Raw genomic sequence first — 24,753 nt, 5'->3', positions numbered from 1 at the left:
AGGCGATGCGTCCGGGTTGACGCGGATCCGAGGCAGGGGGACCCACCTCGGGCCTCTCGTTTGGATCAGGCCGGGCTCGCGGGACCTGGCACCGCCCCTCGCCGCGTTGTCGTCGGTTGCCATGGCTCCGCCATGGCGCCCTCCTCCGCCTTGCGATGAACGGCACCAGGTCCCGCTCCCTGATCCGGCCGATCCAAACGAAAGACCCTAGGGGTGGAACGGAGGAAGGCACGGTTTCCAGTGATCACGAGGTGCCGAGTCCCTGATCACCACAACGTGAGACCGTGCCTGTCCGCTCACCTCCGCCTGTCCCCGGCGGTCTGGGCCGGTTCGCCGACGCGCCACCGGCTTCGCACGGCGAAGAAACGACGGGCGTCAGCCCTTCGACCCACCGGCGCCGGTTCCGGCGCCGGTCCCCGCTGCCGCCGGGCCAGGGCAGCGGAGAGGAAGGATGCTGCCGGTCAGGCGTCGATGATGACGGGGATGATGAGGGGCTTGCGGCGATAGGTGCGGAAGGCCCAGTTCGCCACGGCGCGCGCGATGAGCTGTTCCAGCTGGTGCGCGTCGCCGACGCCTTCCTTGGCCGCGGCCGCCAGGGTCTTCTCGATGACGGGGATGACCGGGTCGAAGGTGGTGTCGTCGTGCACGAAGCCGCGGGCCAGGAAGTCGGGAGTCTCGGCAAGGGCACCCGTGTCGGCATCGACGATGGCCACCACGGTCACCACGCCTTCCTCCGCGAGGGTGACGCGGTCCTTCAGGGACGCCTCGGTGGCGCCGCCGACCTCCATGCCGTCCACGTAGATGTTGCCCGCGGGCACCTTGCCGGTGATCGACGCGCGCCCGTCCACGAGGTCGACGACGACGCCGTCCTCGGCGATGACCACCCGCTCGGGATCGACCCCCGTACGGATGGCCAGGTCGGCGTTGGCCTGCAGATGGCGCCATTCGCCGTGCACGGGCATGACGTTGCGGGGCTTGACGATGTTGTAGCAGTACACGAGTTCACCGGCGCTGGCGTGCCCGGAGACGTGCACCTTGGCGTTGCCCTTGTGGACGACATGGGCGCCCCACCGGGTCAGCCCGTTGATCACCCGGTAGATGGCGTTCTCGTTGCCGGGGATCAGGGAACTGGCGAGCAGGACGGTGTCCCCCTTGCCGATGCGGATCACATGGTCGCGGTTGGCCATCCGGGACAGAGCCGCCATCGGCTCGCCCTGGGACCCGGTGCACACCAGGGTGATCTTGTGGTCGGGGAGTTTCTCCAGTTCCTTGGTGCTCACGACCAGGCCGCTGGGAACCTTCAGGTATCCGAGGTCGCGGGCGATGCCCATGTTGCGGACCATGGAGCGGCCCACGAAGGCGACCTTGCGGCCGTGCTGGTGGGCGGCGTCCAGGACCTGCTGGATGCGGTGCACATGGCTGGCGAAACTGGAGACGATCACCCGGCGCGGTGCGGTACGCATCACCTGCTCGATCGCAGGGTTCAGGTCGCGCTCGGAGGTGGTGAAGCCAGGGACCTCGGCATTGGTGGAGTCGGTGAGGAAGAGGTCGACGCCTTCCTCACCCAGGCGGGCGAAAGCGCGCAGGTCGGTGATGCGGTCGTCCAGCGGGAACTGGTCCATCTTGAAGTCACCCGTGTGCAGCACCAGCCCGGCCTCGGTGCGGATCGCGACCGCGAGACTGTCCGGGATGGAGTGGTTGACCGCCACGAATTCGCAGTCGAAGGGGCCGAAGCCGCGCCGGTCGCCCTCCCGCACCCGCACCGCGCGCGGCCGGATTCCGTGCTCCTTGAGCTTGGCCTCCAGGAACGCCAGTGTCAGCTTCGAGCCCACGACAGGGATGTCGCGCCGCTCGCGCAGCAGGTACGGCACGCCACCGATGTGGTCCTCGTGGCCGTGGGTGAGCACCACGGCCACGATGTCGTCCAGACGATCACGGATCGAGGTGAAGTCCGGCAGGATCACGTCCACGCCGGGCTGGGTCTCTTCGGGGAACAGCACGCCGCAGTCGACGATGAGCAGCTTGCCGGCGTGCTCGAAGACGGTCATGTTGCGGCCGATCTCACCCAGACCGCCAAGGGCGACGACCCTCAGCCCTCCTTCGGGCAGGGGAGGGGCAGTTTTCAGTTCGGGATGCGGATGACTCATGTTCCGACGTTACCGGAGAGACTGCCGAGGTGATCAACTGAGCCGCTTTCCACCTCGTGCCGATGGGTGGTGAAGGACGAGGGCGGCCTCCAGGAGGTCGGTGATGCGGCCGGTGCCGCAGCGGGGTTTCGGCAGCGGGAGCCGGCTTTCCGAGGTGGCCATGACCTGCTCGCCGACTCAGCGGATCTTGGCGTGGGTGGTGTGGTTGCCCTCGCTCTGCAGCAGAGTGCCGCCCGGGGTTGTCACAACCCTGATCCTCTGACGGGTCTTGCCGTCACGGCGGATGGGCGTGGCCGTCGCCGGACGGGGCGTCCGCCGCCGACGGCGCGGCCCTCAGTGACACGCGAACGACTTGTTCGCCGTGCTGGAGCTCAGCGCGCACGTCATGCCCCTGACCGCCCCGGCCGCGTCGTGGAAGGTGAGGTTCCAGGTTCCGCCGCTGTCGGCCAGTTCCGCGTAGCCGAAGACGCCCTGACCCCCTGGGGTCTGCTCCTGCGTGATCGACTGGTGGACGGCCTGCGCCGGTGTGCCGATCATCTTCCCCACGACCTTGGTGTCGTCCGGTCCGTCGTCCAGCGGTCCGCCCGATGAGCCCACGGTGAGCTGGGGAGGACGTCGGGTGCCGAAGTCGAGCATCTGGTACAGGTGGATGTGGCCCGAGAGCACCAGTCGTACGTTGTCGGCCAGTTGGTGCAGGCCGGTGCGGGCGACGGCCGCGTCGAGCACGTGCGTCACCCATTCCACGTTCTGCGGCTGCGTACCGGCCGCCTTCACCATCCACAGCGGCTTGTGCGTGAACAGGAAGTAGTCGTTGCCCGGATGCTGCTGTGCTGCTTGGTTCACGGCCTCGAACTGCCTGGCGAAGATTCCGGCCTGTGCGGTGCCTCCCGTGTCGCCGGGGTCGGCGAAGGAGGAGTCCACCGAGACCAGGTTCAGGGTGCCGGCCCTGATCGGCGTGGTGGCACTGTAGACGCTGCACGAGCCGTTGGCGCGGAGGTCGTCGGAGAGGTAACGGAACCAGGCGCCTCCCGCACCGCCCTGCTGCGCCGCGTTGCAGTCCTCGTGGTTGCCGCGGGTCAGCGCGACGGGCGCCGTGGCCAGCAAGGGCTCGGCGGGCCTGAAGAAGTCGGCGACCACGCAGTTCCAGCCGGCACGGTCGGTGGTCGTGGTGCAGCCGGGGTTGGCCGCCTTGTCGTTCTCCCTGGCCGGGTCGTCCCGGTAGAGGTAGTCACCGACGTGCACCACGAGATCCGGCCGCGTGCCGGCGGCGCCGGCCGCGATCCTCGGAAAGGGCCAGCCGTTCTGGTGGTCCGCGCAGTTCTGCACGGGGCCCGTCGCAGGGACCGCGCAACCGGTGTCGCCGATGACGACGACCCTGCGCGGACGCGTGGTCGACGTCCAGTCGGGCAGCGGGAGCTGCCGGTTCGCCGGGTGCACCGTGGCCGCCTGGACGGAGGACTGCTCGAGTACGGCGTTCGAGGCGGTGAGGGGCACCGCCAGTTCGCACACGGTCGTCGGGAACTGGGATCCCATCGGTGTGCTCACCCGGGTCATGGGGAACGGGTTCCTGGTCGCGCCCAGGGTGTAGCGGACCGCTGGACACGTCAGGCTGCTGTCGGTGGACACATAGCGGATCCGCGTGCCCTGTCCGGTGAGCTGCGTCCAGGCCCATGCCTCGCCGTTGGCCGCTCCGGGCGGTGGCGGCGACGTTGCGGGAGGCCGCGGGCCGGAACCACCTGCCGGGGTCCGTGCGGGTGCGGCGCCGGCAGCCACGCCTGTGGCCAGCACACCGACCGCGGTGAGGACGATGATGCGACGAAGCATGGGACAGTTCCTCCGGTCGGGTGTCCAGGACACCGACGTTCCCCGGTGCCGGGGCCCACTGGAATGCTGATCCATGTCGCCGCGCCGTGCCGCGCCGGTGAGGCGAACGGCTGACGGCTGCCGGGGGGGGAGGGGAAGCACGGGCACCCTGGACGAGCCTTCGCGACCGCGGTCCGAAAGGCGACGGCGTTCACATCGCCCTGTTCGGCATCGCCCGGTTGCACCACCTCTCCCTTACGGGACGACTCCCGCCCCCCTCAGGGGACGACTTCCGCCCCGTACGCTCAGTCGATACAGAACTCGTTGCCCTCGATGTCCAGCATCGGGATGCACGCGTCATTGCCGTCGTACAGCGTGCGCACGTGTACCGCGCCGAGCGGGACCAGTCGTGCGCGTTCGGCCTCGAGCGCGGCGAGGCGCTCTTCACCCACGAGTCCGGTGCCGACCCGCACGTCGAGATGCAGCCGATTCTTGGCGGCCTTCCCCTCGGGGACGCGCTGGAAGTACAGGCGCGGGCCCACCCCTGAGGGATCGATGCAGGCGAACCACGAATCCCGCTGCTCAGGCGGCTGCGAACGCGTGAAATCATCCCAAGTGGCAAACCCCTCCGGTGGCGGCGGTACGACGTACCCCAACACCTCGCACCAGAAACGAGCGAGACGCTCGGGTTCCGCGCAGTCAAAGGTGACTTGGAACTTCTTGATCGCTGACATCGGGGCACCGTACCAGGGGTGCTCTGCCGCTCATTTCCCCTGGCGGATCCGCTCGCAGCCCCCGTTGCGACCTGGGCGACTTGGACACCGAGTGACCGGGCCGGACAGTTCATGAGAACGATGTGATCCTGACGGCAAAGCCCACCGGCGGCCTCCAGGATCCGGTCCTGACCAGCCACCCTCATGCCGAAGACCGGTTACGGGACGACCTTCGACGGTCCGTCGGGAAACGACCGTTCTCGTCGCGGCCGTCGGCGAAAGGCTGTGACCACTCATGCGGCGCGCTGCATGCACACCAGTCGATCCCGCGCGTCCCATGACTCGGTGACGACGAAGCCGAACCGTTCGTACAGGGCGATGGCCCCGGTCCGCCATTCCCACACCGAGAGCCGCACGGTGTCCACACCGTTTTCCGCAGCGTGCGCCAGCGCGGCGCCGAGCAGGGCGGACGCGATGCCCCGGCCGCGGAACTCAGGGTCCGTCCAGAGTCTCTTGATCTCCGACTCTCCGCCGGACGGACGGGTCACCACCAGGCAGCCCACAGGGGCGTCGCCCATGAGGGCCACCAGCACGACCTCGTGACCGAACGCGCTCCGCGGATCGCGGATCTCCGCCCGGTAGCGGTCCGGCAGCCCGTCCACATCGGCAACCGGTTCGCCCTTCTCGGCCTGCGTCCGCAGATGGTAGGCCGCCAGCAACGCGGCCAGGCCCTCCTCGACCAGAGGGGTCTGGTCCGGCCACCGGGCAACGGCAACCTCGCGATGATCGGTCATGACGCCAGCATCACACGGCACGGACCGCGTTCCACAGAATCTCCTGGCACCGCTTCCGGCACACGTGTCCACCACACCTGGTGCGTCACCACCGAACCCTCCACGACTCTGGTCAAGCCGCAGGATGAACCGTTCCGGGTTCGGCAGGAGCGCGAAACATCGGTGTGACGTCACGCCGGACGAGTCGACGGGGTCGCGTCCTCAGGGCCGGCGCTTGCTCGGTTCTTCCTTGCAGGTGATCTCGTCACGCGGCGTGTAGTGCGTGCGGAACGGCTCCCGCTTCACTTCCCGGCCGGCGTCGCTGAAGACCCGCTCGACGGTGACGTCGAAGCCCTCGAGCGGGGTCTGCGGCACGCACTTCTCAGCGGTGCTCACCTTCTTCGCCGACTGCCGCACGTTGGTGCGCGGCCCCTTGACGGACGTGATCTCGTCGTACTTCTTCGTGCCGAGGAAGGTGACGGTCACTGAGGTGTCGGTGGACTCGGCCTGGATGTAGACGGCCTTGCCGGAGTCGTTGGTGAACCTCAGGTCGAGGCTGCCCCAGGCGACCGTCGCCTCGCGGCCCTCGGGGTAGCGCTCGATGTAGAAGGAGTGGGCGCCGTGCTCGACGGGCTTGACGCCGGCGAAGAACATCGCGTTGAAGACGGTCGTGGCCACCGCGGAGACACCGCCGCCGGGCGCCTTGGCGTACTGGTCGTCGAGGATCATGATGCCCTCGACGAAGCCGTTGGCCTCGGTGCGCTCGCCGACGGTCCGGTTGAAGCTCCAGGTCTCGTTCGGCATGACGACGGAACCGTTGAGGAGTTCCACGGCCCGCCCGATGTTCGTCGTGCGGTAGGCGGCCGGTTCGAAGTTGACGGTGAAGGAGGACATCTTCTCGGTCAGCCCCAGACGTGCCGCGTTCTCACGGGTGACCTCCGGCTGGATCTGCCGCGCGGCCACCTTGCCGGTGCGGGCGCCCCCCGACTCGGTGAGCAGGGGCAGGACGGCCTTGCTCAGGGCCTTGTCGGTGACCTCTGTGCCCCGTCTGGCGTCGGCGACCACCACGACCTCGTCGCCCTCGAGCCCCAGCCGCGCGTTCCGCGGTGTGGTGGGGAGGCCGTTCAGGACGCCGGCCACCGCGGGGGCGGCACGCAGACCCTTGCTGTCGAGTTCCGGGGTGAGTCTGCCGGCGTCGTCCGGCCGCATCGTCAGGTACCGGCCCAGCACGGTCGGGGTGATCGTCAACCGCTTGCCGCCCGCGGTGAGCGTGACCGGTGCCGACATCGCCGGCTGCGCGAACTCGCGCACCGCCCGTCGCACCTCTTCCGCCGTGACTCTCGGCTCGGTCTCACGCGCGGGCAGCACCGTGACCGAGTCGGCCGCGCCGCGCAGGAAGGGGGTGCGCAGAGTGTCGATCGCGGCGTCCACGTCCAGCGCGTACCCGGTGCGCGGGGCGGTCTGCTCGACACGGCCCTCGGCGAAGGAGACGGCGCCGTCACGGACCTTCTCGTCGAGAGTCCCCGCCAGCTTCCCGAGGGCGGTACGGGCCTTGTCCCCGTCGACCCGCACGACCGGCTCGAGCTCACCGCCCGAGTGGAACAGCCCGCCGATCACGCTGACCGGATCGGTGCCGGCGGAAGCCGCCCGGTCGAGGGTCTCCCGGATGTCGAAGGTGAACCCCGCCTGCCGCGGATCGACCGCGCCCCTGCGGTCGCCGACCCGCACGGCCAGCTCCCGCGGGCCGGCCGCCACCAGGTGCCGCTCCAGCTTCCGGGCGGCTTCCTCGTGGGTCAGGCCCCCGATATCCACACCGCGCACCGTCGTGCCGGCCTCGATCTCACCGCCGGTGAGCAGCAGCGCGGCGAGATACAGGCCGCCTATGCCGACGGTCAGCGCCCCGCCCGCCAGGGCGACGGGCGGGAGAGAGGCTGTCCAAGGGGCGGAGGGTATTCGGAGACGCATGGGTTTCCTGAACGATCGACGAAACGTGCGCCAGGTGCCGCGGCACCTGGCGCGAGAGCAGTCGGCCAGGCTACGCACAACCGGAGCCAAAGCGTATATCTCAGGTCACACCGGTCTTTCTGGATCAATGACCCGAGTGAGGAGAGCGACGGCACCCGGCATGCCCAGCGCCCGGATCGCCCGGTGGGAGTACCTGCCCCGGAAGCCGGAAGCCGGAAGCCGGAAGCCGGGAACCGGGCGTCGGCCCGGGCGCCTTCGGCCGGGGCGACGCGAGGGACTGCCCCGTCCTACCAGATCAGGCACCAGTAAGAGCCGTAGTGGCCGGTGCCGATACGGCCGCCTTGCGGAACCAGGCTCGGGTCCGGCCGCCCCACGGCCGCCATCGAGCACGCCGGGTCACCGACCACCCCCGCCACGGTCATCCGCCGAGCGGCGGCCACTGCCGCGGTGGACGTGTACCACGTGGTGGTTGCCGGCTTGACGCCGCCGCGCGTCGGTGCCGGTGTCACCGGCCCGGGCGGGGGAGCCGTGGCGGAGGGAGACGGTGCGGGAGTCGACGGCCTCGGCGGCCGTACCGGTGCCGGTGTCGTCACGGGGCGCGGGGGCCGGGCCGAGGATGTGGGCGTCGCGGGCCGGGTGTGCGCCGGGGTCGCTTTCCGCGTCCGGCCGGCGGACGCGTGCGCCGTCGCCGTCGCCGTCGCCGTCGCTCTCGCCGTCGTCCGGTGGGACGTCGGCTGGTGGGACGTCGGCTGGTGGGCGGACGGCTGCCGCTGCCCGGTTTCCTCCGCCGATGCCGACCGCTCCTCCGCCGGTGCCGACCGCTCCTGGGCCGGTGCCGACCGCTCCTGGGCCGGTCCGGCCGGACGGGTACGGTCCGCCCCCGTCGGCCCGGGCGAGCGTGGGCCCGCGGACGTCGCCCCGGTCGAGCGTGACTCCGACGGCGTCGGCGGCGGCGTGCTCGGTGCCTTCGGCTTGGGCGTCCAGGTCGGCAGGGGGTTCAGCGTCGGCAGTGACACGTCGGCCGAGGACGAGGGCTCCGGACGAGGCGTGTCGCCGTCCTGCGTCACCAGGGCCCACACGCCGACACCGCCGAGGGCGAGGACGACGGCGCCGCCCGCGATCCACGGAGCCCGTCGGGGCGTGCGTCGGTGACGGTTCATGGTTCTTACTGTCCTATGGGTCCGGGCGGGACGCTCGTCGCCCGGTGGGATGCGGGGGCCGAACCGCCTACGGAGGGTTTCCGGGTGGGGGCGGTGGTGCGCGGGCCGGGCCTTTGGCGGTGGGGCGGCCGTCGATCGGGTACGGCCGGAGCAGGATCCCGCGTGACTCACCGCGGAGGAAACGGTCGAGCCCGTCGGGTGTCCCGAAGGCGGTGGCCGGCCGGGCCTGCCGACGTCGTCCTCCGCGTCTGAAGGCCGCAGGCTGTTGCCGCAGGGCGACGATCCGCCGGTCATGACCGAGCGTTCCGGCGGGACCCTCGGCGACTCGACGAGAACCGGGCGGGCGAGCAGGGTGGTCCGGCGACATAAGGGCGAACCTTCACACTGTTCACATGCGACACGGATTTCACGGTGTTCTCGACACCGTGACGCACGCTTCCTGTGGCAGCAGTCCGGAACACGGTCCGGCATCGGTCGGCGGAGCCGGGCGGGCGCGGTGCTCCGGAAGTCGGCCCCCGGCCCCCGCGGGTCGACGTCCGGAGCGCCCCGTCAGTACTGCCGGGCGCGGTAGAGTCCACGGCCGGTCCGGCGGATGCGGGAGCTCCCGACGAGCCGGTCGAGAGTGCTCCGGACCGCGTTGATGCTTCCGCTGTCGCCGTTGCGGCCCAGCGCAGCCGCGACGTCCCGAGCGCGCACGTCGGCGTCGCCGACGCTCGCGAAGTACTCCAGGATCTGCTCGGTGAGCCGACCGTAGTTCCGCTGCTGCTCCTCCCCGGTGCGGGGCGCGCGGGAGGCGCGCTGCGCCGCTCCCCGTCGGTGCTTCGGCTGCCGGGCACGCGACTCCGTCCGGGACCCGCCTCCTCGGAGGGGGCGTCGGTCCGCGCCGTCGCGGCTTCGGTGGTCGGAGGGCGTTCGGAGTCCGGGGCGACAGCGGCGACGGCGACAGCGGCGACGGGGTCCGTGGTGGCTCTACCGGACCGCGATCGAGGAGTTCGGCCGCGGCCGCGTGGTCGTGGAGGTCGCACGCACCCATCTGCTCTACGGCGAGTGGCTGCGCCGGAACCGGCGTCCCTCCCTGGCCCGCGAGCACCTTCGCGCGGCCTACGAGATGTTCGACGGCATGCGGGCCGACGCCTTCGCCGAGCGGGCCCGCCGTGAGCTGATCGCCACCGGCGAGCACGTCCGGACGCGGGTGACCGACCTGACCGCCGACCTGACCCCCCAGGAGTCGCAGATCGCGGCCCTCGCCGCCGACGGCATGACGAACGTGAAGATCGGTGGGGAGCTGTTCATCAGCACGCACACCGTGGACCGTGGAGTGGCACCTGCGGAAGGTGTCCACGAAGCTCGGGATCAACTCGCGCCGCGCGCTGCCCGAGGCCTTCGCGAGCGTTCCGGCCCTGGACACCGCCCTGGACACCAGGGAACGCCGCGACGGTGAGACCCGGCCGGGCCGCGGCGGAAGACCGTCGCGGTCCCCCCCGCACCTCCAGGCCGCGGTGAGCACTGCCGCGGATCCAGGGCGGAGCCGTGGCCCCGGCGCGGCTCGATCCTCGCCGGAGCGCCGGAGCGCCGGAGCGCCGGAGCGCCGGAGCGCCGGAGCGCCGGAGCGCCGGAGTACCGGAGTACCGGAGCGCCGGAGCGCCGGAGCGCCGGAGCGCCGGAGTACCGGAGCGCCGGAGTACCGGAGCGCCGGAGCCTGGACGGCGGCCGTCGCTCCGGCGGCCCGGAGGGGGCCGGGCCACGGGCACCGGCCTCCCGTGCCCGCCGACCGGAAGAACACTCCGGAAAGTCTTGTCCGTATTCTCTGGAATTCTTCGGCCCCTTTGTCGCGGATTCCGGCCGGCGCTCCCCGGATGATTTTCCACCATCGGTACGGTGATTCTTGAAGGGAATGGGATTCTTTTCGGTGAGGCCTTCCTTGTTCGCTTCTTTCGGTGCGCCTCGATCAACTCCGTTACATTCCCGGAAATGTGGGGGCGGTGGCGTCGAGGGCCGCGGATGTCCGTTCTTCGGCCCCTCTCCCGCCCCCGCTCCAGGACTTCGCGCGGCCGGGCCGAGGCCGGGCCGAGGCCGGGCGGGTGGCCGGTTCCGGGCTTTCGGCGGGCGTCCTGGAGGTGGTGCTCCGGGGGCGGACCGGAAAGGAATCCTGCCTCGTCCGTGTCCCTCGCGGCGCCCCGGTCCCAGGCGTGCCGATTCGGGACTCGGGCCGGTCCGCCGACGCGGGTGCCGTCGACTCGATCGCGGACTCCCGTGACGGCGGATAGCGGACAGATGGTGACGGATAACGGACGGCTGACGGCAAGTGGCCGGCAACTGTCACCGATGAAAAGGAAATTGACGATGTGACGGCCGATGCGGAGCGGCATCTTCCGGACCGAGTCGTTCCGGGGCAATACCCTGCGAGGGCTTCGACCGGTTCGAGCGGGCGATCTTCTGGCGGGGCGCGCGGTACGCCGAGCGGCCGAGGGGTCGGACGTCCCGCCGAGTCCGCCGCGACCCCGCACGAGACGCCGTGCGGGCCGCGGCCCGGGGGGTGTCGTCCTCGACGGCACCCTGGTCGCCACCGGACGGGCCGCCGCCGTCCATGCGATCGGGGTGGCCGGGAACACAAGAGGGGAAACCCTGACAAGTCAATTTGCGTGAATGTGGTACGCCGGGTGACGCGTCTTCGTCCGGAGTCTCCCGTTCCGTCACGTGCGGCCGTGAATCGACACCGGCGACTATGCGAACGGGCCCGCCAAAGTCAAGTGTTGACATGCCCTCCGTTGGTAAATGACGATCTCAGCCATGTCACGAGAACCTCGGAATTCGCGTGACCGCACGACGACATGACCAGGTGACCGACCGCCACTTTCCCGGACCCCCCGGAACCTCGACCGGGGATTCCTCCGCTTCACGGCATCACGCGTGATGCCGTTCTTCACTGCGCCCGGGTCCCACCCCGACAGGAAGGCCAGGTCTTACCGGTGCAGCACGCCCCCCACCCCGCTCAGCCCGCTCCTGCGGCGAGCCCCGCCTCCTTCGCCCAGCAACGCCTGTGGTTCCTGGCCCAGCTCCCCGGCGCGAGCGTCGCCTACAACGAGACCATCGCCTTCACGCTCACCGGTCCGCTCGACCGGCACGCCCTGAAAGCGGCTTTCGACGCGCTGACGGTGCGTCACGCCACCTTACGGACCCGCCTGGTGGCGGAGGCGGGCGGCGTCAGTCAGCACATCGACCCGCCGGGCGCCGGTTTCGCGCTCACCCTCGAGGACCTCAGCGCCGAGGCCGACCCGCAGGAGGGCGTGCGGCTACGCCAACTGCGCGAAGCGAAGGAGGCGTTCGATCTGGAGCGCGGACCGCTCGGGCGCGGCCGCCTGCTGACGCTCGGCCCCCGGCACCACGTGCTGCTTCTGACGTTCCACCACAGCATCTACGACGGTGCGTCGATGAACGTGATGATGCGAGAGGTCACCGAGCTCTACACGGCATCGCTCACCGGCGCCCCCGACCCCCTGCCCGCACTCCCGTCCCAGTACGCCGACCACGCGCGCGCCCAGCGCGAAGCCGTCCTCGGCGGCGCTCTCGCGGACCAGGAAGAGTACTGGAAACAGGCCCTGCGGGACGCGCCGGGCGCGCTCGAACTGCCCGTCGAGGGTCCGCGGCCGGCCGAACAGGACTACGACGGCGGGCGCGTCGAGTTCACCCTCGACCCCCGCACCACCGCCGCTCTGCGCGGCCTGGCGCGCCGGCACGGCGCCACCCTGTTCGTCACCGTCCTGACCGGCTGGGCCGTGCTGCTGTCCCGCCTGTCCGGGCAGGAGGACATCGTTGTCGGGAGCCCGGTCGCCGGCCGTCGCGGACCCGGCGCCTCCGCTCTCATCGGATTCCTCGTCAACTCCCTGCCGCTGCGCATCGACCTGTCCGGCGCGCCCACCGTGTCCGAGGCGCTGAAGCGCACCCGCACCGTCGTGCGCGACGCCCTCGACCACCAGGACCTGCCCTTCGAGCGCATCGTCGAACTGGTCAACCCCCCGCGCAGCGCCTCCCGCACCCCCCTGTTCCAGACCATGCTGGCGTGGGTGCCCGACCGGCGGGACCTGCTGCGGCTGCCCGGCATCGAGGCCGAACCGCTCCCGATCGCCCACGCCCCGGCCAAGTTCGACCTCGCCCTGTCGGCGACCGAGTCGCAGGGCGGGATCACCGGACACCTGGACTACGCCACGGCGCTCGTCGACCACGCCACCGCCCGGCGCTGGGCGGCCCACCTGCGCCATCTGCTCACCGACCTGGCCCGGCACCCCGAGCGCGACGTCGGGGACCTGGAGCTGATGGAGCCCGACGAGCGGCTCCGGCTGATCCGGGAGGGCGACGCCACGGCCCCCGCCCCCTCCGATCCCACGACCCTCGCCCCCTTCGATCCCACAGCCCCCGCCCCCTCCGGTCCCACGACCCTCGCCCCCTCCGATCCCACAGCCCCCGGCTCCTCCGCCCCCGAGGCTCCCGCCCCCTCCGACCCGACGGCGGCCGCCCTGCGCACCGCCGACGGGATCACCTCCCTCTTCGAGGCCAGGGCCCGCCGGCACCCCACCCTGACCGCGGTCGTCGACGGGGACGGCACCCTGGACCACGCCACGCTCGACCAGCGCGCCAACCGGCTCGCCCACGCCCTCGCCGCCCGGTCCGTCCGCCCCGGAGACGTCGTGGGGCTGCACGCGCGCCGCACCCGCGACCTGGCCGTCGGCATCCTCGGCATCCTCAAGACGGGCGCCGCCTATCTCCCCCTCGACCCTCAGCAGCCCCGCGAACGCCTCGCCGGGATCGTCGCGGACGCGGCCTGCCCCCTCGTGCTCAGCGACCACGCGGCGGAGGACCGCCCCGGGGACTGGCTGGACCTCGCCGCCGTGGAGGCCGAGGGGACGACCGGGGAGCACCCGCCGGCCGACGCCGGCCGGGCCCCGGACCGGACCGCCTACGTCATCTTCACCTCCGGATCCACGGGACGGCCCAAGGGCGTCGCCGTGGAACACCGCAGCGTCCTCAACCTGTTCGCGGTCTGGCACGAGCGCATGGGCACAGCGCCCGGAGACGCCGGTTCAGCCTGGTCCAGCATCGGCTTCGACGCCTCGATCCACGAACTGCTGCTGCCCCTGACCACCGGCGGGGTCCTGCACATCGTCCCCGAGGAACTGCGCGGCGACCCGGACGCCCTGATGGCGTGGATGCGCACCCACCGCATCGTCCAGGCGTTCCTGCCGCCCGCCTACGTCAAGTGGATCGACGAGGACCCCGCCGAACGCCTGCGCGGCCTGTCGCTGCGCACCCTGCTGACCGGCGTCGAGTCCCTCACCGAGGCCGCCCTGCACCGCATGACGCAGCACCTGCCCGGCCTGCGGATCTGCTTCGGCTACGGTCCCACCGAGGCGACCCTGTACAGCACCGCCTACTACGACCCGCGCCCGCTGGAACGGCCGTGCCCCATCGGCCGCCCGCTGCCCGGAACCCGCTTCCACCTGCTCGACAGCCGCATGCGGCCGGTTCCGCCGGGGGTGGTGGGGGAGGTCTACCTCGGCGGCGCGTCCCTGGCCTGCGGCTACCTCGGCCGCCCCGACCTGACCGGGGAACGCTTCGTGCCGGACCCGTTCGTGCCCGGTGAACGCCTCTACCGCACGGGCGACCTCGCCCGCCGGGACCAGGACGGCCAGGCCCACTACGCGGGGCGCGCCGACGACCAGATCAAGCTGCGCGGCTTCCGCATCGAACCGGCCGAGGTCGAGGCCGCGCTCATGGCCCTGCCCGGTGTGCGCGAGGCCGTGGTCCTGTCCGACCGTGACGCGGCCGGACAGCCCCGGCTGGTCGCCGGGATCGGCGGAAGGAGCGCGCCCGACCGCCCCGCCGACGACCGGCGCACCGCGCTCGCCCGCCGGCTGCCCGACTACATGATCCCCGCCGTCGTGCTCGAACTGGACTCCCTGCCGCTGAACCGCAGCGGCAAGGTCGACCGGGCCGAACTCCTGCGGCTCGTGCACGAACGGACCTCCGACCAGGTCAACACCGCGAGCCCCCGCGACCACGTCGAACACGCCCTGTACCGCATATGGCGGGACATCCTGGTCCACCCCGGCATCGGCGTCGGCGACAACTTCTTCGACATCGGCGGCACCTCGCTGTCGGCCATCAAGATGGCCCACCGGGTCACCGAGGCCTTCGGCCGCCCGCTGCCCGTCGCGGAGGTCATGCTGCGGCCCACCATCGAATCGCTCGGCGCCCTGCTGCGAGAGGAGGGCGAGCACCGCGCCCCCGGCAGCCTCGTCGAGTTCCGCCGCGGTACCGCGAGCCGGGTGGTGTGCGTCCACCCCGCCGGCGGCACCGCCTTCTGCTACCTGCCCCTGGCCGCCTTCCTGCCCCCGCGGGCCGGGCTCTACGGCATCCAGTCGCCCGGAGTGAACCCCGGGGAGGACGTCCTGCCGACCGTGGAGGCCATGGCCGAGGAGTACCTGCGCCTCCTCGAACCCCTCGGCGAGGGCCCCCTCGTCCTCACCGGACTGTCCTACGGAGGCCTCGTCGCCCACGAGATGGGACGCCTGCTCGGCAGGGCCGGACGCCGGGACGTGAGCGTCGTCCTGCTCGACACCCAGGCCACCGACGACGCCTCCGCCCGGGCGGAGATCACGGCCGTCGACGCCGCCGAGTTCCGCGACAAGCTCGTACGGTTCAACGGGATGTACCCCGGTATCGACGACGCGCAGGTCGAACGCTACTTCCGGATCTACAACCACAACCGGCTGACCGCCCGGGACCACCTGCCCGCCGTCTCACCGGCCCGCCTGGTGCTCGCCCAGGCCGTGCCCGGCGGCACCGACACCCCCTTCCACGCCGAGGTGCGCGACTTCTGGCGGCGCCGCGCCGAGGGCGACTTCCGCGTCGAGACGATGGAGTGCGACCACTGGGAGGTCCTCGAGGGCGACCGGGCCGCCCGCGTCGGCGCGCTGCTCGCCGCCGAACTGGCCCACCACGACACCAGGCACGCCGACGCCCGACCCCTGACCACGTCCACGCGGGAGGCGTGATGAACCAGCCCGTACCCCCCGGCCCGCTCGCCGCCGCCGTCCTGGCCCAGGCCCGCCGCACACCCCGCGCCGTGGCCGTCGAGGACGGCGCCCGGGTGCTCGACTACGCCGAACTCGACCTGCTCAGCGGCCGGGTGGCCGCACGGCTGCGGGCCCTGGGCATCCGCCCCGGACACGCCGTCGCCGTCGCCCTGCCCCGCTCCTGGCAACTGGTCTGCGTCCTGCTCGGCATCCGCCGCGCCGGAGCCACCGTCGTCCCCCTGGACCGGCTCAGCCCGCCCGACCGCCGGCGCCACATCCTCCGGGACAGCGCCGCCGTGGCGGTGGTCCGTGAGGAGCCGCGCGCACCCGACGACGTCTCCGCCGAGACGCTCCTCGCCCCGCACGAACCGGCCCCCCGCACCCACCCGGCCGAGAGCGCCGCCGCGCGCGACGACGACGGCACCGCCTTCGTCTTCTACACCTCCGGCAGCACCGGCCGCCCCAAGGGCGTCGAGGTCACCGACGACGGCGTGCTGCGCCTCGCCGAACCCGGCTACATCGACCTGCGCCCCGGCGCCCGCTACGCCTGCCTGTCCAACCCCGCCTTCGACGCCCTCAGCTTCGAGGTCTGGACCCCGCTGCTGACCGGAGGCGCCTGCGTCGTCCTCGACGACACCCGGGTGCACAGCCCGCACCGGCTCGCCGACGCACTGCGCGCCCGCCGCATCGACACGCTGTTCATCACCGCCGCCCTGTTCGACGCGGTCGTGGAGAAGGTGCCCGGCTGCTTCGCCGGCGCCGCCCAGGTCCTGATCGGCGGTGAACGGCTCAACGCACCCCTGGTACGCCGCTGGTACGAGGCCAACCCCTCCTCCCGCACCGTCCTGCACAACGTCTACGGGCCGACGGAGGCGACGACGTTCGCCCTGTGCCACCCCGTCCCGCGCGACCTCACCGGCGACGAGATACCCATCGGTACCGCACTGCCCGGCACCGGCGTCCTGCTGCGGACCGACGACGGACGCACCGCCGGGCCCGGCGAGGTGGCCGAACTCTGGCTGTCCGGGCCGGCCCTGGCCCGCGGCTACCGCAACCTGCCCGAGCAGACCGGACACGCCTTCGTCCGGCTGCCGGGCGACGACGGCACCCCACGCCGCTGGTACCGCACCGGCGACCTCGTCCGCCGGGACGCCGACGGCCGGGTGACCTACGTCGGCCGGGCCGACCGGCAGGTCAAGGTGCGCGGCTTCCGCATCGAACCCGGCGAGGTCGAACGGCAGCTGCTGGCCCACCCCGCGGTCCGCCGGGCCCATGTGTGCACCCGGCGCGACGGCGCGGACCGCAACGAGCTGGTGGCCTTCCTCGTCCTGGGCGACGAACCCTCCCACGACCTCTCCCACGACGCCTACGAGCGCCACCTCACCGCATCCCTGCCGGTGTACATGCGCCCGCACCACACCCACCTCGTGACCGAACTCCCGCTGACCGCCAACGGCAAGGTCGACCAGGCAGCCCTGCTGCGGGACGCCGGCACCCCCTGGCGGGGCAGCCGCGCCGGAGCGGCCCGCGTCACCGCCGGACAGCGGCCCGTACTGGAGATCGCCGAGGAGATCCTCGACGTCACCGGCCTGCGCCCCGACGACCGCTGGATCCCCAGCGGCGGCGACTCCCTGAAGGCGCTGCGGTTCCGCTTCGAGATCCTCGGCCGCTTCGGCGCCGACCTCCCCCAGGACCTGGTGCTGCGCGCCGACTTCGCCGCCCTGGCCGACGCCGTCCACGCCCCCGGCGCCGCGGCGGACGGCCACCCGCCCGTACCCGCCGGCGGGACCGGGCCCGACGCACCGGCCACCAGCGAGCAGGAACGCCTCTGGCTGCTGCACCAGCGCGACCCCGCGGACCGCTCCTACGACGTCCCCCTCGTCTTCCGGACCGAGGGCCCCGTCGACACGGCCGCGCTGCGCTGCGCGCTCCGCACGCTGGTCGAGCGGCACCCGGCCCTGCGCACCCGGCTGGTCCCCACCCCCGACGGCCTGCTCCAGCGCACCGAAGCGCCCTACGACCCCTGGCAGCGGCCGGAGACCGCTCCCGGGGAATCCTGGCAGCGGACCGCCGACCGCTTCTTCGCCCACCGCTTCGACCTCGCCGACCCGCGCATGCTGCGCGCGGGATGGGTGCAGCGGCCCGACGGCGGCCTCCTGCTGTTCCACCTGCACCACGTGGCCGTGGACGGCTGGTCCCTCAACCTCCTCCTCCGCGACCTCACCGACGCCTGCCGAGGCATCGCCCCCCACTCCGAACCCGCCACCACCCCGGCCGACTTCGCCCGCTGGCAGGACACCTGGCACGCCACCGAGGCCTACGCACGCCGCCGCACGGAGCTGCTCGCCTGCTACGACCGCACGCCGCGGCCCTCGCCCCCGCTGCCCGCCCCCGCGGGACCCGGCCGGCCGCGGGCCGGACTGCTGCGCACCTCCCTGGACCTGGTCCGCCGCACCGCGCTGGACCGGCGGGCCGCACAGCTCGGCCTGACCAGGTTCCAGCTCCTGGTCTCCGCGTTCACCGCGAGCGTGCACGGCGTCACCGGGCAGGACCGCCCGCTGATCGCCGCACCCGTGGCGAACCGGCCCCGCCCCGAATTCGCCGACACCGTCGGCATGTTCGCCAACACCGTGCTCCTCGACCTGGCCACGACCCCGGACGACTCCCTGACGGCCCACCTCACCGCGCACGCCGACACCGTCCGCACCGTCCTCGCCGCGGACGACGTCGCGCTCGCCGACGTCCTCACCGGCCCCGCCCTGCGCGAACGCACCCCGCTGTTCGACTACCTGTTCGTCCTGGAGAACACCCGGTTCTCCACGCTCCGCCTCGACGGCTGCGAGACACGGCCGCTGTGGCCCGAACCCCTGGGCGCCAAGTGCGCGCTGACGCTCTCCGTGGTCGAGCACGAGGCCGGCTTCGACTGCCTGTGGGAGTACCGCGACGACCTCGGCGCCGAGCGCGCCGAGGCGGCGGCCCGCCTCTTCCGCCAAGCCCTGGACCACCTGGTCGCGGACGACGGCACCACCCTGCGCGAACTGGTCGCCCCCTACCGGCACTCCCTGCCCGACAACGGCCGCGGCGGCACACCGCGGCCCGACTTCACCACTGTCGCCGAGGGCTTCGCCCGGCAGGCGGCCCGCACCCCCGGAGCACCCGCCGTCCGCTCCGGCGAAGTGAGCCTCACCTACGCCGAACTCGACGCCCAGGCCGACGAGCTGGCCGCCGCCCTGCGCACACGGGTCCCGTCCGACCCCGCCGCGCCGGCGTCCGTCGCGCTCTACCTCCAGCCGTCCGCCGAGCACGTCGTGGCCCTCCTGGCCGCAGCCCGCCTCAACGTCACCGTCGTCCCCCTCGACCCCGCCTACCCGCCGGCCCTGCTGCGCCACGTGCTCGACCAGGCCGACCCCGTGTGCGTCCTGGCCGCCCCCGGGGACCTCGACGCGCTCGACGCCCTCGCACCGCCGTCCCTTCCCAGACACCCGCTCACCCTGGCCAGGAACCCGCAGGCCGCGCCCGTGCCCCACCGGCACCCGGCGCTGCGCCCCCTCTACACCCTGTTCACCTCCGGCTCCACCGGCACCCCCAAGGGCGTCCAGGTCCCCGACGCCACCCTGTGCAACCTGCTCACCTGGCAGCGCACCGAGGGCGGCCTCGCCCGCCCCGCCGTCACCCAGCAGTTCTCCATGCTCTCCTTCGACGTCTCCTTCCAGGAGATCCTCACCACCCTGTGCTCCGGCGGGCTGCTGCGGCTCGTGGAACCCGCCTGGAGGCAGGACGTACCGGCGCTGCTGGAACAACTGGAGACCGGGGGAGCGGAGCGGATCTTCCTGCCGTACGTGGCCCTGCAGCTGCTCGCCGAACACGGCGTGCGTACCGGGCGCTTCCCGTCCCGCCTCCGTGAGGTCGTCACCGCGGGCGAGCAGCTGGTGTGCACCGACGCCATCCGACGCTGGTTCGCCGGGCTGCCCGGCGCGCGCCTGTTCAACCACTACGGGCCGACCGAGACCCACGTCGTCACCGGCCTGTGCCTCGAGGGCGACCCGGCCCACTGGCCCGAGCGGCCCGCCATCGGCCGGCCCGTGTCCCACGCGGTGCTGCGCGTGGTCGACGAGGGCGGCCTGCCCGTGCCACCGGGCGTCACCGGCGAGCTGCTCGTCGGCGGTCCGATGGCCGGACGCTGCTACCTGGGCGACGCCGCCGCGCACGAGGACCGGTTCCTCGACGACCCGGAACTCGGCACCCTCTACCGCACCGGGGACCGGGCCCGCTTCGACGCCCGGGGCCTGCTGCACCACGCCGGCCGCGACGACGGCCAGGTCAAGCTCGGCGGGCACCGGCTGGAGCTGGGGCAGGTCGAGGCCGCGCTGCTGCGGTACCCCGGCGTGACCAACGCGATCGCGGCGGTGCAGGACGGCCGGCTGGTGGCGGCCCTGCAGTGCCGGGGCGAGGACCCCGACCCCGCGGACCTGGCGGGCCACCTGGCCGGCCTGCTGCCCGCCCACGTACGCGTCACCCGCTTCCGCCGCCTGACCGACGTGCCGCGCACCCCCAGCGGCAAGGCGGACCGCCGGGCGGCGCTCACCGCCCCGGGCCACGACCTGCGGCCACCGGCCGGCGCGACCGCCTCCCTCACCCCGCTGGAACGGCGGCTGACCGACCTGTTCGAACAGGCCACCGGCCGGACGACCGCCGTGGACCAGCGGTTCTTCGACGCGGGCGCCACCAGCCTGGACCTGATGCGCTTCCAGCTGCGGTGCGCGGGGGAGGGGGACCTCCCGTTCGGCGTGCCCGACCTGTTCGAGCACGTCACCCCACGCGCCCTGGCGCGATTCCTCGACGGCCGGGACCGGCCCGGGCGGCCGGCGCCGCGAACGCCGGAGGGACGGACACCTCAGCCACGTACGCCGGAGCGGCGCACCGACGATCCCGTGGCCGTCGTCGGCATGGCCGTCCGACTGCCCGGCGCCCCCGACCTCGCCTCCTTCTGGGACCTGGTCACCTCCGGCCGGCGCGGCATCGAGCACTTCCCCGCGGCCGCCGGCCGCGTCGGCGCCCGCAGCCAGCTGCGCGGCCCCCTCGCCTTCGACCCCGGCCGCTTCACGATCAGCCCGCAGGAGGCGCGGCTGATGGACCCCCAGCAGCGGCACCTGCTGATGAACTGCGTCGAGGCCCTCGCGCACGCCGGGCTCGGCGACCCGGGGACACAGCGGATCGGGCTCGTGGCCTCCTGCGGGGAGAACACCTACTTCCAGCGCATGCTGCGCGAGGGCGACCCCGACGCGCTGCCCGACGGCTTCCGGCTGGCCCTGCACCACGAGAAGGACTTCCTCGCCACCAAGGCCGCCTACCACCTCGGCCTCACCGGTCCCGCGCTGACGGTCCAGTCCGCCTGCTCCAGCTCGCTCGTGGGGGTGCACGTCGCGGCGGGCATGCTGCGGGAGGACGACGCCGACGTGATGCTCGTCGGCGGTGTCCTCGTCGACACCGAACTGACCGACGGCTACACCTACCGGCCGCAGCACATCTTCTCGCCCGACGGGCACTGCCGTCCCTTCGACGCCGAGGCGCAGGGCACCGTCGGAGGCAGCGGCGCCGCCGTGGTCGTCCTCAAGCGGCTCTCCGCCGCCCGCCGCGACGGCGACACCGTCTACGCGGTCGTCACGGGTTCGGGCGTCAACAACGACGGCGGCGACAAACTCGGCTACAGCGCCCCCTCCCGGGCCGGGCAGCGGGAGGCGATCCGGACGGCGCTCGCCCGCAGTGGACGCGAGGGCACCGACGTGGGATACGTCGAGGCACACGGCACCGCCACCCGGCTCGGGGACCCGGTCGAGGCCGCCGCGCTCCGGGAGGCCTACGGCCTGGCGGACGACGCACGCCTGGCACTCTCCTCCGTGAAGAGCCAGATCGGCCATCTGGGCGCCGCCGCGGGCCTCGTCGGCCTCGTCCGCGCCGTGCTCGCCGTGCACCACGGTGTCCTGCCGCCCACGGTCGGCTTCGGCCGGCTCAACCCCGAGATCGCCGACGGCCCGTTCCGCGTCCCCGCGACGGCCGAGACCTGGCCGCACGACACGCCGAGAGTGGCCGCGGTGAGCAGCTTCGGCATCGGCGGGACCAACGCCCACCTGCTCCTGGAACACCCGCGGCCCGCGGCCGCCACCGGCCCCGCCCCGGACGAGGCGGTGCCCTGCCTGGTGCTGTCCGGCAGCTCCGTGGCCGCGGTCCGCCAGGACGCACGGCGCATCGCCGCCCACCTGAGGACGCACCCGCGGGACTACCCGCGAGTGCTGCGCCACCTCCAGGCGGGCCGGCCGGCGCTGAGCCGGCGCGCGGCGGCGGTCTGCCCGGACGCGGCCTCCGCCGTCGCCTGGCTCGACTCCGCCTTCGCCGTCACCACGCCGGACCCGCGCGACCGGCTCCCGGCCCAGGAACGCGACCCGCACACCCTCGCCCGGGCCTGGACGGACGGGCACCTCCTCGGCCCGTCCGGCACCTCCGCCCCCGCGCCCTGGAACTTCCCGCCGCCCGCCTTCGACACCGCGGACCACGACTTCCCGCGCGCGTCCGCCACCGCGCAGACCATGCAGACCGGGGAGACCGCGCAGACCGGCCGGCCGGCCGACGCCACCCCGCGGCGGCTGCCCGCCGAACAGTGGCTGCACCAGCCGGTGTGGACACGGCTGCGCCGCGCCCGCACCGGCGCCCCCCGCTCCCCGCGCACCGCCGTGGTGGTCACCGGGACCGGGGCCGACACCGCGTCGTGGCGGTTCCTGGAGCGGCACTACGCACGCGTGGTGACCGTACGCACCGGTCAGGACCTCACCCGCCTCGCCGACGACCACTACGCGGCCGACCCGGCCGACCCCGGCCAGCTCGCCGCCCTGCTCGACCGCCTCGCCCCGCGGACCGGCGCCGGCACCGACTGGCTGCACGCACTGCCCCTGACCCTCGGCACCGGCCTCGACGAGCACACCGTGGAGGCGGCCCGGTGGGCCTGCCTCGACACCGTCGCGGTACTCGCCCGCGCCCTCGCCGACCTCCCGGAGGCGCACCGGCCGCGCGTCTGGCTGCTGTCCCACGGGGCACAGCCGGCCGGCGGCACCGTCGACACCCCCGCGGCCGGACTGCTCGCCGCGGCTCTCGAAGTCCCGCGACAGGAACTGGGGGTGGCGACGCGCTGGGCCGACCTGCCCGCACCGGACCCCGCGCGATGGGCGGCCCACCTGCCCGACCTGCTGCTCGACGACACGCTCCCCGCGTCCGCGACCGCCCTGCGCGACGGCTTCTGGTGGCACCGCACCGTCCAGCCCGTCACCGTCCCCGGCACCCCTCCGGGCGTGCCGCGCTCCGGGACCGGCGGCACCCACCTGGTACTCGGCGGCACCGGCGGAATCGGCGGCACCCTGGCCGCGCGGCTGCTGGAGCACCCCGGCAACCGGGTCGTGCTGCTGTCCCGCGGGAGCGGCCTCCCGGCCGCGCTGCACCCCCATCGGGACCGCGTCACGCACGTCGCGGCGGACCTCGCCGCGGACGACCTGCCCGCCCTCGCGGACCGGCTCGCCCCGCACCTCGGGAAACTCGCCGGGATCGTGCACGCCGTCGGCACCGCCGACGGCCGGCTCCTCGCCCGCCGCGACGCCGCGACCGCCCGCCGCACCACCGCGGCCAAACTGCGCGGGGCCCTGCTCGTCGAGCTGCTCGTCGCCGCACACCGCCCCGGCTACGCCGCCTACTGCTCGTCGATGGCGGCCCGGTACGGGGGAGTGGGACAGTTCGACTACGCCGCGGCCAACGCCTGCCTGGACGCCTGCGCCCACTACTCGCCCCCCGGTGGCAGTGACGCCACCGTACGCCTGAGCATCGGCTGGGACGCCTGGCGCGAGGTGGGCATGGCGCAGCGCGCCCCGGTCGCCGGCACCCGCCACCAGGACCACCTCGCGGTGGCGCTGACCCCCGACGACGGCGCGGCGGTGTTCGAGCGGGCCCTGCACCTGCAACTGCCCCACCTGCTGGTCAGCACCACGCCCCTGGAGCGGGCACACCACTTCTACGAACCGGCCGTCACACCGGGAACAGCCCCCGCGGCGGCAGCGCACGGCGACCCCGAGGCCGAACTCACCCGGTTCCTGACCGGCCTGCTCGGCGTGGACGCCCTCGACCCGCAGGACGCGCTGTACGACCTGGGCGCCGACTCGCTGACCCTGCTCGAACTGCTCGACGAGGTCAAACGCCGCTACGGCACCGACGTCGAACTGTCCCGGCTCGGACCCCGGGTGAGCCTCGCCGAGATCCTCCGCCACCTGGGCGCGGGCACGCCGGCGTCCGCCGCGGTGGACGTCGAGGTGTGGCAGCGCGGCACCGGCCGGGACGTACTGTGCCTGCTCCATCCGATCGGCGGTGACGTCCAGGCCTACCGCCCGCTCGTCGCCGCCCTCCCCGAGGAGCTGACGGTCTGCCTGATCGCCGACCCGAGACTGCGCGACCCCGGCCTGCCCGCCCGCTCCATCGCCGACCGCGCCGCCCACTACCTGGAGGCCGTGCGCGCCGCGTTCCCGGAACCGGACCGCGGGCTGCGACTGGCCGGCTGGTCGTTCGGGGCCTGGACCGCCCTGTCGATGGCGGCGCTCGCCGAGGCGGCCGGCCGGCCCGTCGACTCCGTCTTCCTGCTCGACCCGCCACCGCCCGGCGCCGGCGACCGGCTCGCCGCCTACGACGAACGGCAGATCGACGCCGTGTTCGCGCGCGAGCTGACCGGCAACGGCGGCGGTGCGCTGACCCGTTCCGGCCGCGCCTACGCCGAACGCCTCGCCGACTGCTGCCGCGCCAACCTCGCGGTCATGGCCGGGCACCGGCCGCCCCGCCTCGAGACGACGCCCGCCACCGTGTGGCTCGCCGAACGACCCGTCGAGGACGGCGCCCTCGCCCCGGAGCCGACCCCCGCGGGCGCGTGGACCGCCCACCTGCCCGCACCGTTCGCCCTCCACCACGTCGACGCCACGCACTACGGACTCGTCGCCGAGCCCCACGTGCGGGCCGTCGCCGCCGCCCTCGCGGCCGCCCCGGCCGCCGCCGGCGCCACCCCGCTCCGGCCCGCCGGACACCCCTGAGGAGGACAC

The 24,753-nt window shown here is 73.3% G+C and carries 9 protein-coding genes and 1 pseudogene; 4 read left to right on the top strand and 6 right to left on the bottom strand.

Annotated elements, in window-relative coordinates; all coding sequences use genetic code 11:
- Nucleotides 1-461: 461 nt before the first annotated feature.
- From ACH4N1_RS13480 to ACH4N1_RS13460, 5 genes are all read right to left on the bottom strand, one after another.
- On the bottom strand, nucleotides 462-2,147 hold the full coding sequence (locus ACH4N1_RS13480) for a ribonuclease J (protein ID WP_398096947.1): 1,686 nt from the start codon (nucleotides 2,145-2,147) through the stop codon (nucleotides 462-464).
- Nucleotides 2,148-2,480: 333 nt separating this feature from the next.
- Complete coding sequence (locus ACH4N1_RS13475) at nucleotides 2,481-3,971, bottom strand: metallophosphoesterase family protein (protein WP_398096945.1); 1,491 nt, start codon at nucleotides 3,969-3,971, stop codon at nucleotides 2,481-2,483.
- A gap of 284 nt (nucleotides 3,972-4,255) precedes the next feature.
- Nucleotides 4,256-4,684, bottom strand: coding sequence for a VOC family protein (locus tag ACH4N1_RS13470; protein WP_398096943.1), 429 nt, complete (start codon nucleotides 4,682-4,684; stop codon nucleotides 4,256-4,258).
- 272 nt (nucleotides 4,685-4,956) lie between these two features.
- Entirely contained in the window at nucleotides 4,957-5,457 is a 501-nt protein-coding gene (locus ACH4N1_RS13465) for a GNAT family N-acetyltransferase (RefSeq protein ID WP_398096941.1), read from the bottom strand.
- 201 nt (nucleotides 5,458-5,658) lie between these two features.
- A complete protein-coding gene (locus ACH4N1_RS13460) occupies nucleotides 5,659-7,401 on the bottom strand; it encodes a VanW family protein (protein ID WP_398096939.1) in 1,743 nt (580 codons plus the stop codon).
- Between the two features lie 528 nt (nucleotides 7,402-7,929).
- Here ACH4N1_RS13460 and ACH4N1_RS13455 point away from each other — a divergent pair.
- Nucleotides 7,930-8,553 carry a hypothetical protein gene (locus tag ACH4N1_RS13455; RefSeq protein ID WP_398096937.1) on the top strand — a complete coding sequence of 208 codons (624 nt, stop codon included), beginning with the start codon at nucleotides 7,930-7,932 and terminating at the stop codon, nucleotides 8,551-8,553.
- A gap of 557 nt (nucleotides 8,554-9,110) precedes the next feature.
- Here the strand turns inward: ACH4N1_RS13455 and ACH4N1_RS13450 are convergent.
- Nucleotides 9,111-9,314: pseudogene (locus ACH4N1_RS13450) on the bottom strand (hypothetical protein); the annotation flags it as partial.
- Between the two features lie 259 nt (nucleotides 9,315-9,573).
- Between ACH4N1_RS13450 and ACH4N1_RS13445 the strand changes: the two are divergent.
- From ACH4N1_RS13445 to ACH4N1_RS13435, 3 genes are all read left to right on the top strand, one after another.
- Nucleotides 9,574-10,002: a LuxR C-terminal-related transcriptional regulator gene (locus ACH4N1_RS13445; protein WP_398096935.1), complete on the top strand. Its 429-nt coding sequence runs from the start codon at nucleotides 9,574-9,576 to the stop codon at nucleotides 10,000-10,002.
- A 1,528-nt stretch (nucleotides 10,003-11,530) separates the two neighbouring features.
- Nucleotides 11,531-15,613 carry an amino acid adenylation domain-containing protein gene (locus tag ACH4N1_RS13440; protein ID WP_398096933.1) on the top strand — a complete coding sequence of 1,361 codons (4,083 nt, stop codon included), beginning with the start codon at nucleotides 11,531-11,533 and terminating at the stop codon, nucleotides 15,611-15,613.
- Nucleotides 15,613-24,744 (top strand): amino acid adenylation domain-containing protein, encoded by a 9,132-nt coding sequence (locus tag ACH4N1_RS13435; protein WP_398096931.1) that lies wholly within the window; start codon nucleotides 15,613-15,615, stop codon nucleotides 24,742-24,744. Before ACH4N1_RS13440 ends, ACH4N1_RS13435 begins: the two co-directional genes overlap by 1 nt.
- Nucleotides 24,745-24,753: the final 9 nt, after the last annotated feature.

The organism is Streptomyces sp. NPDC017202 (assembly GCF_044331705.1).
Lineage (GTDB): Bacteria > Actinomycetota > Actinomycetes > Streptomycetales > Streptomycetaceae > Streptomyces.
The sequence above is the reverse complement of the archived record's forward strand: the minus strand, read 5'-3'. Positions and strand labels throughout refer to the sequence as shown.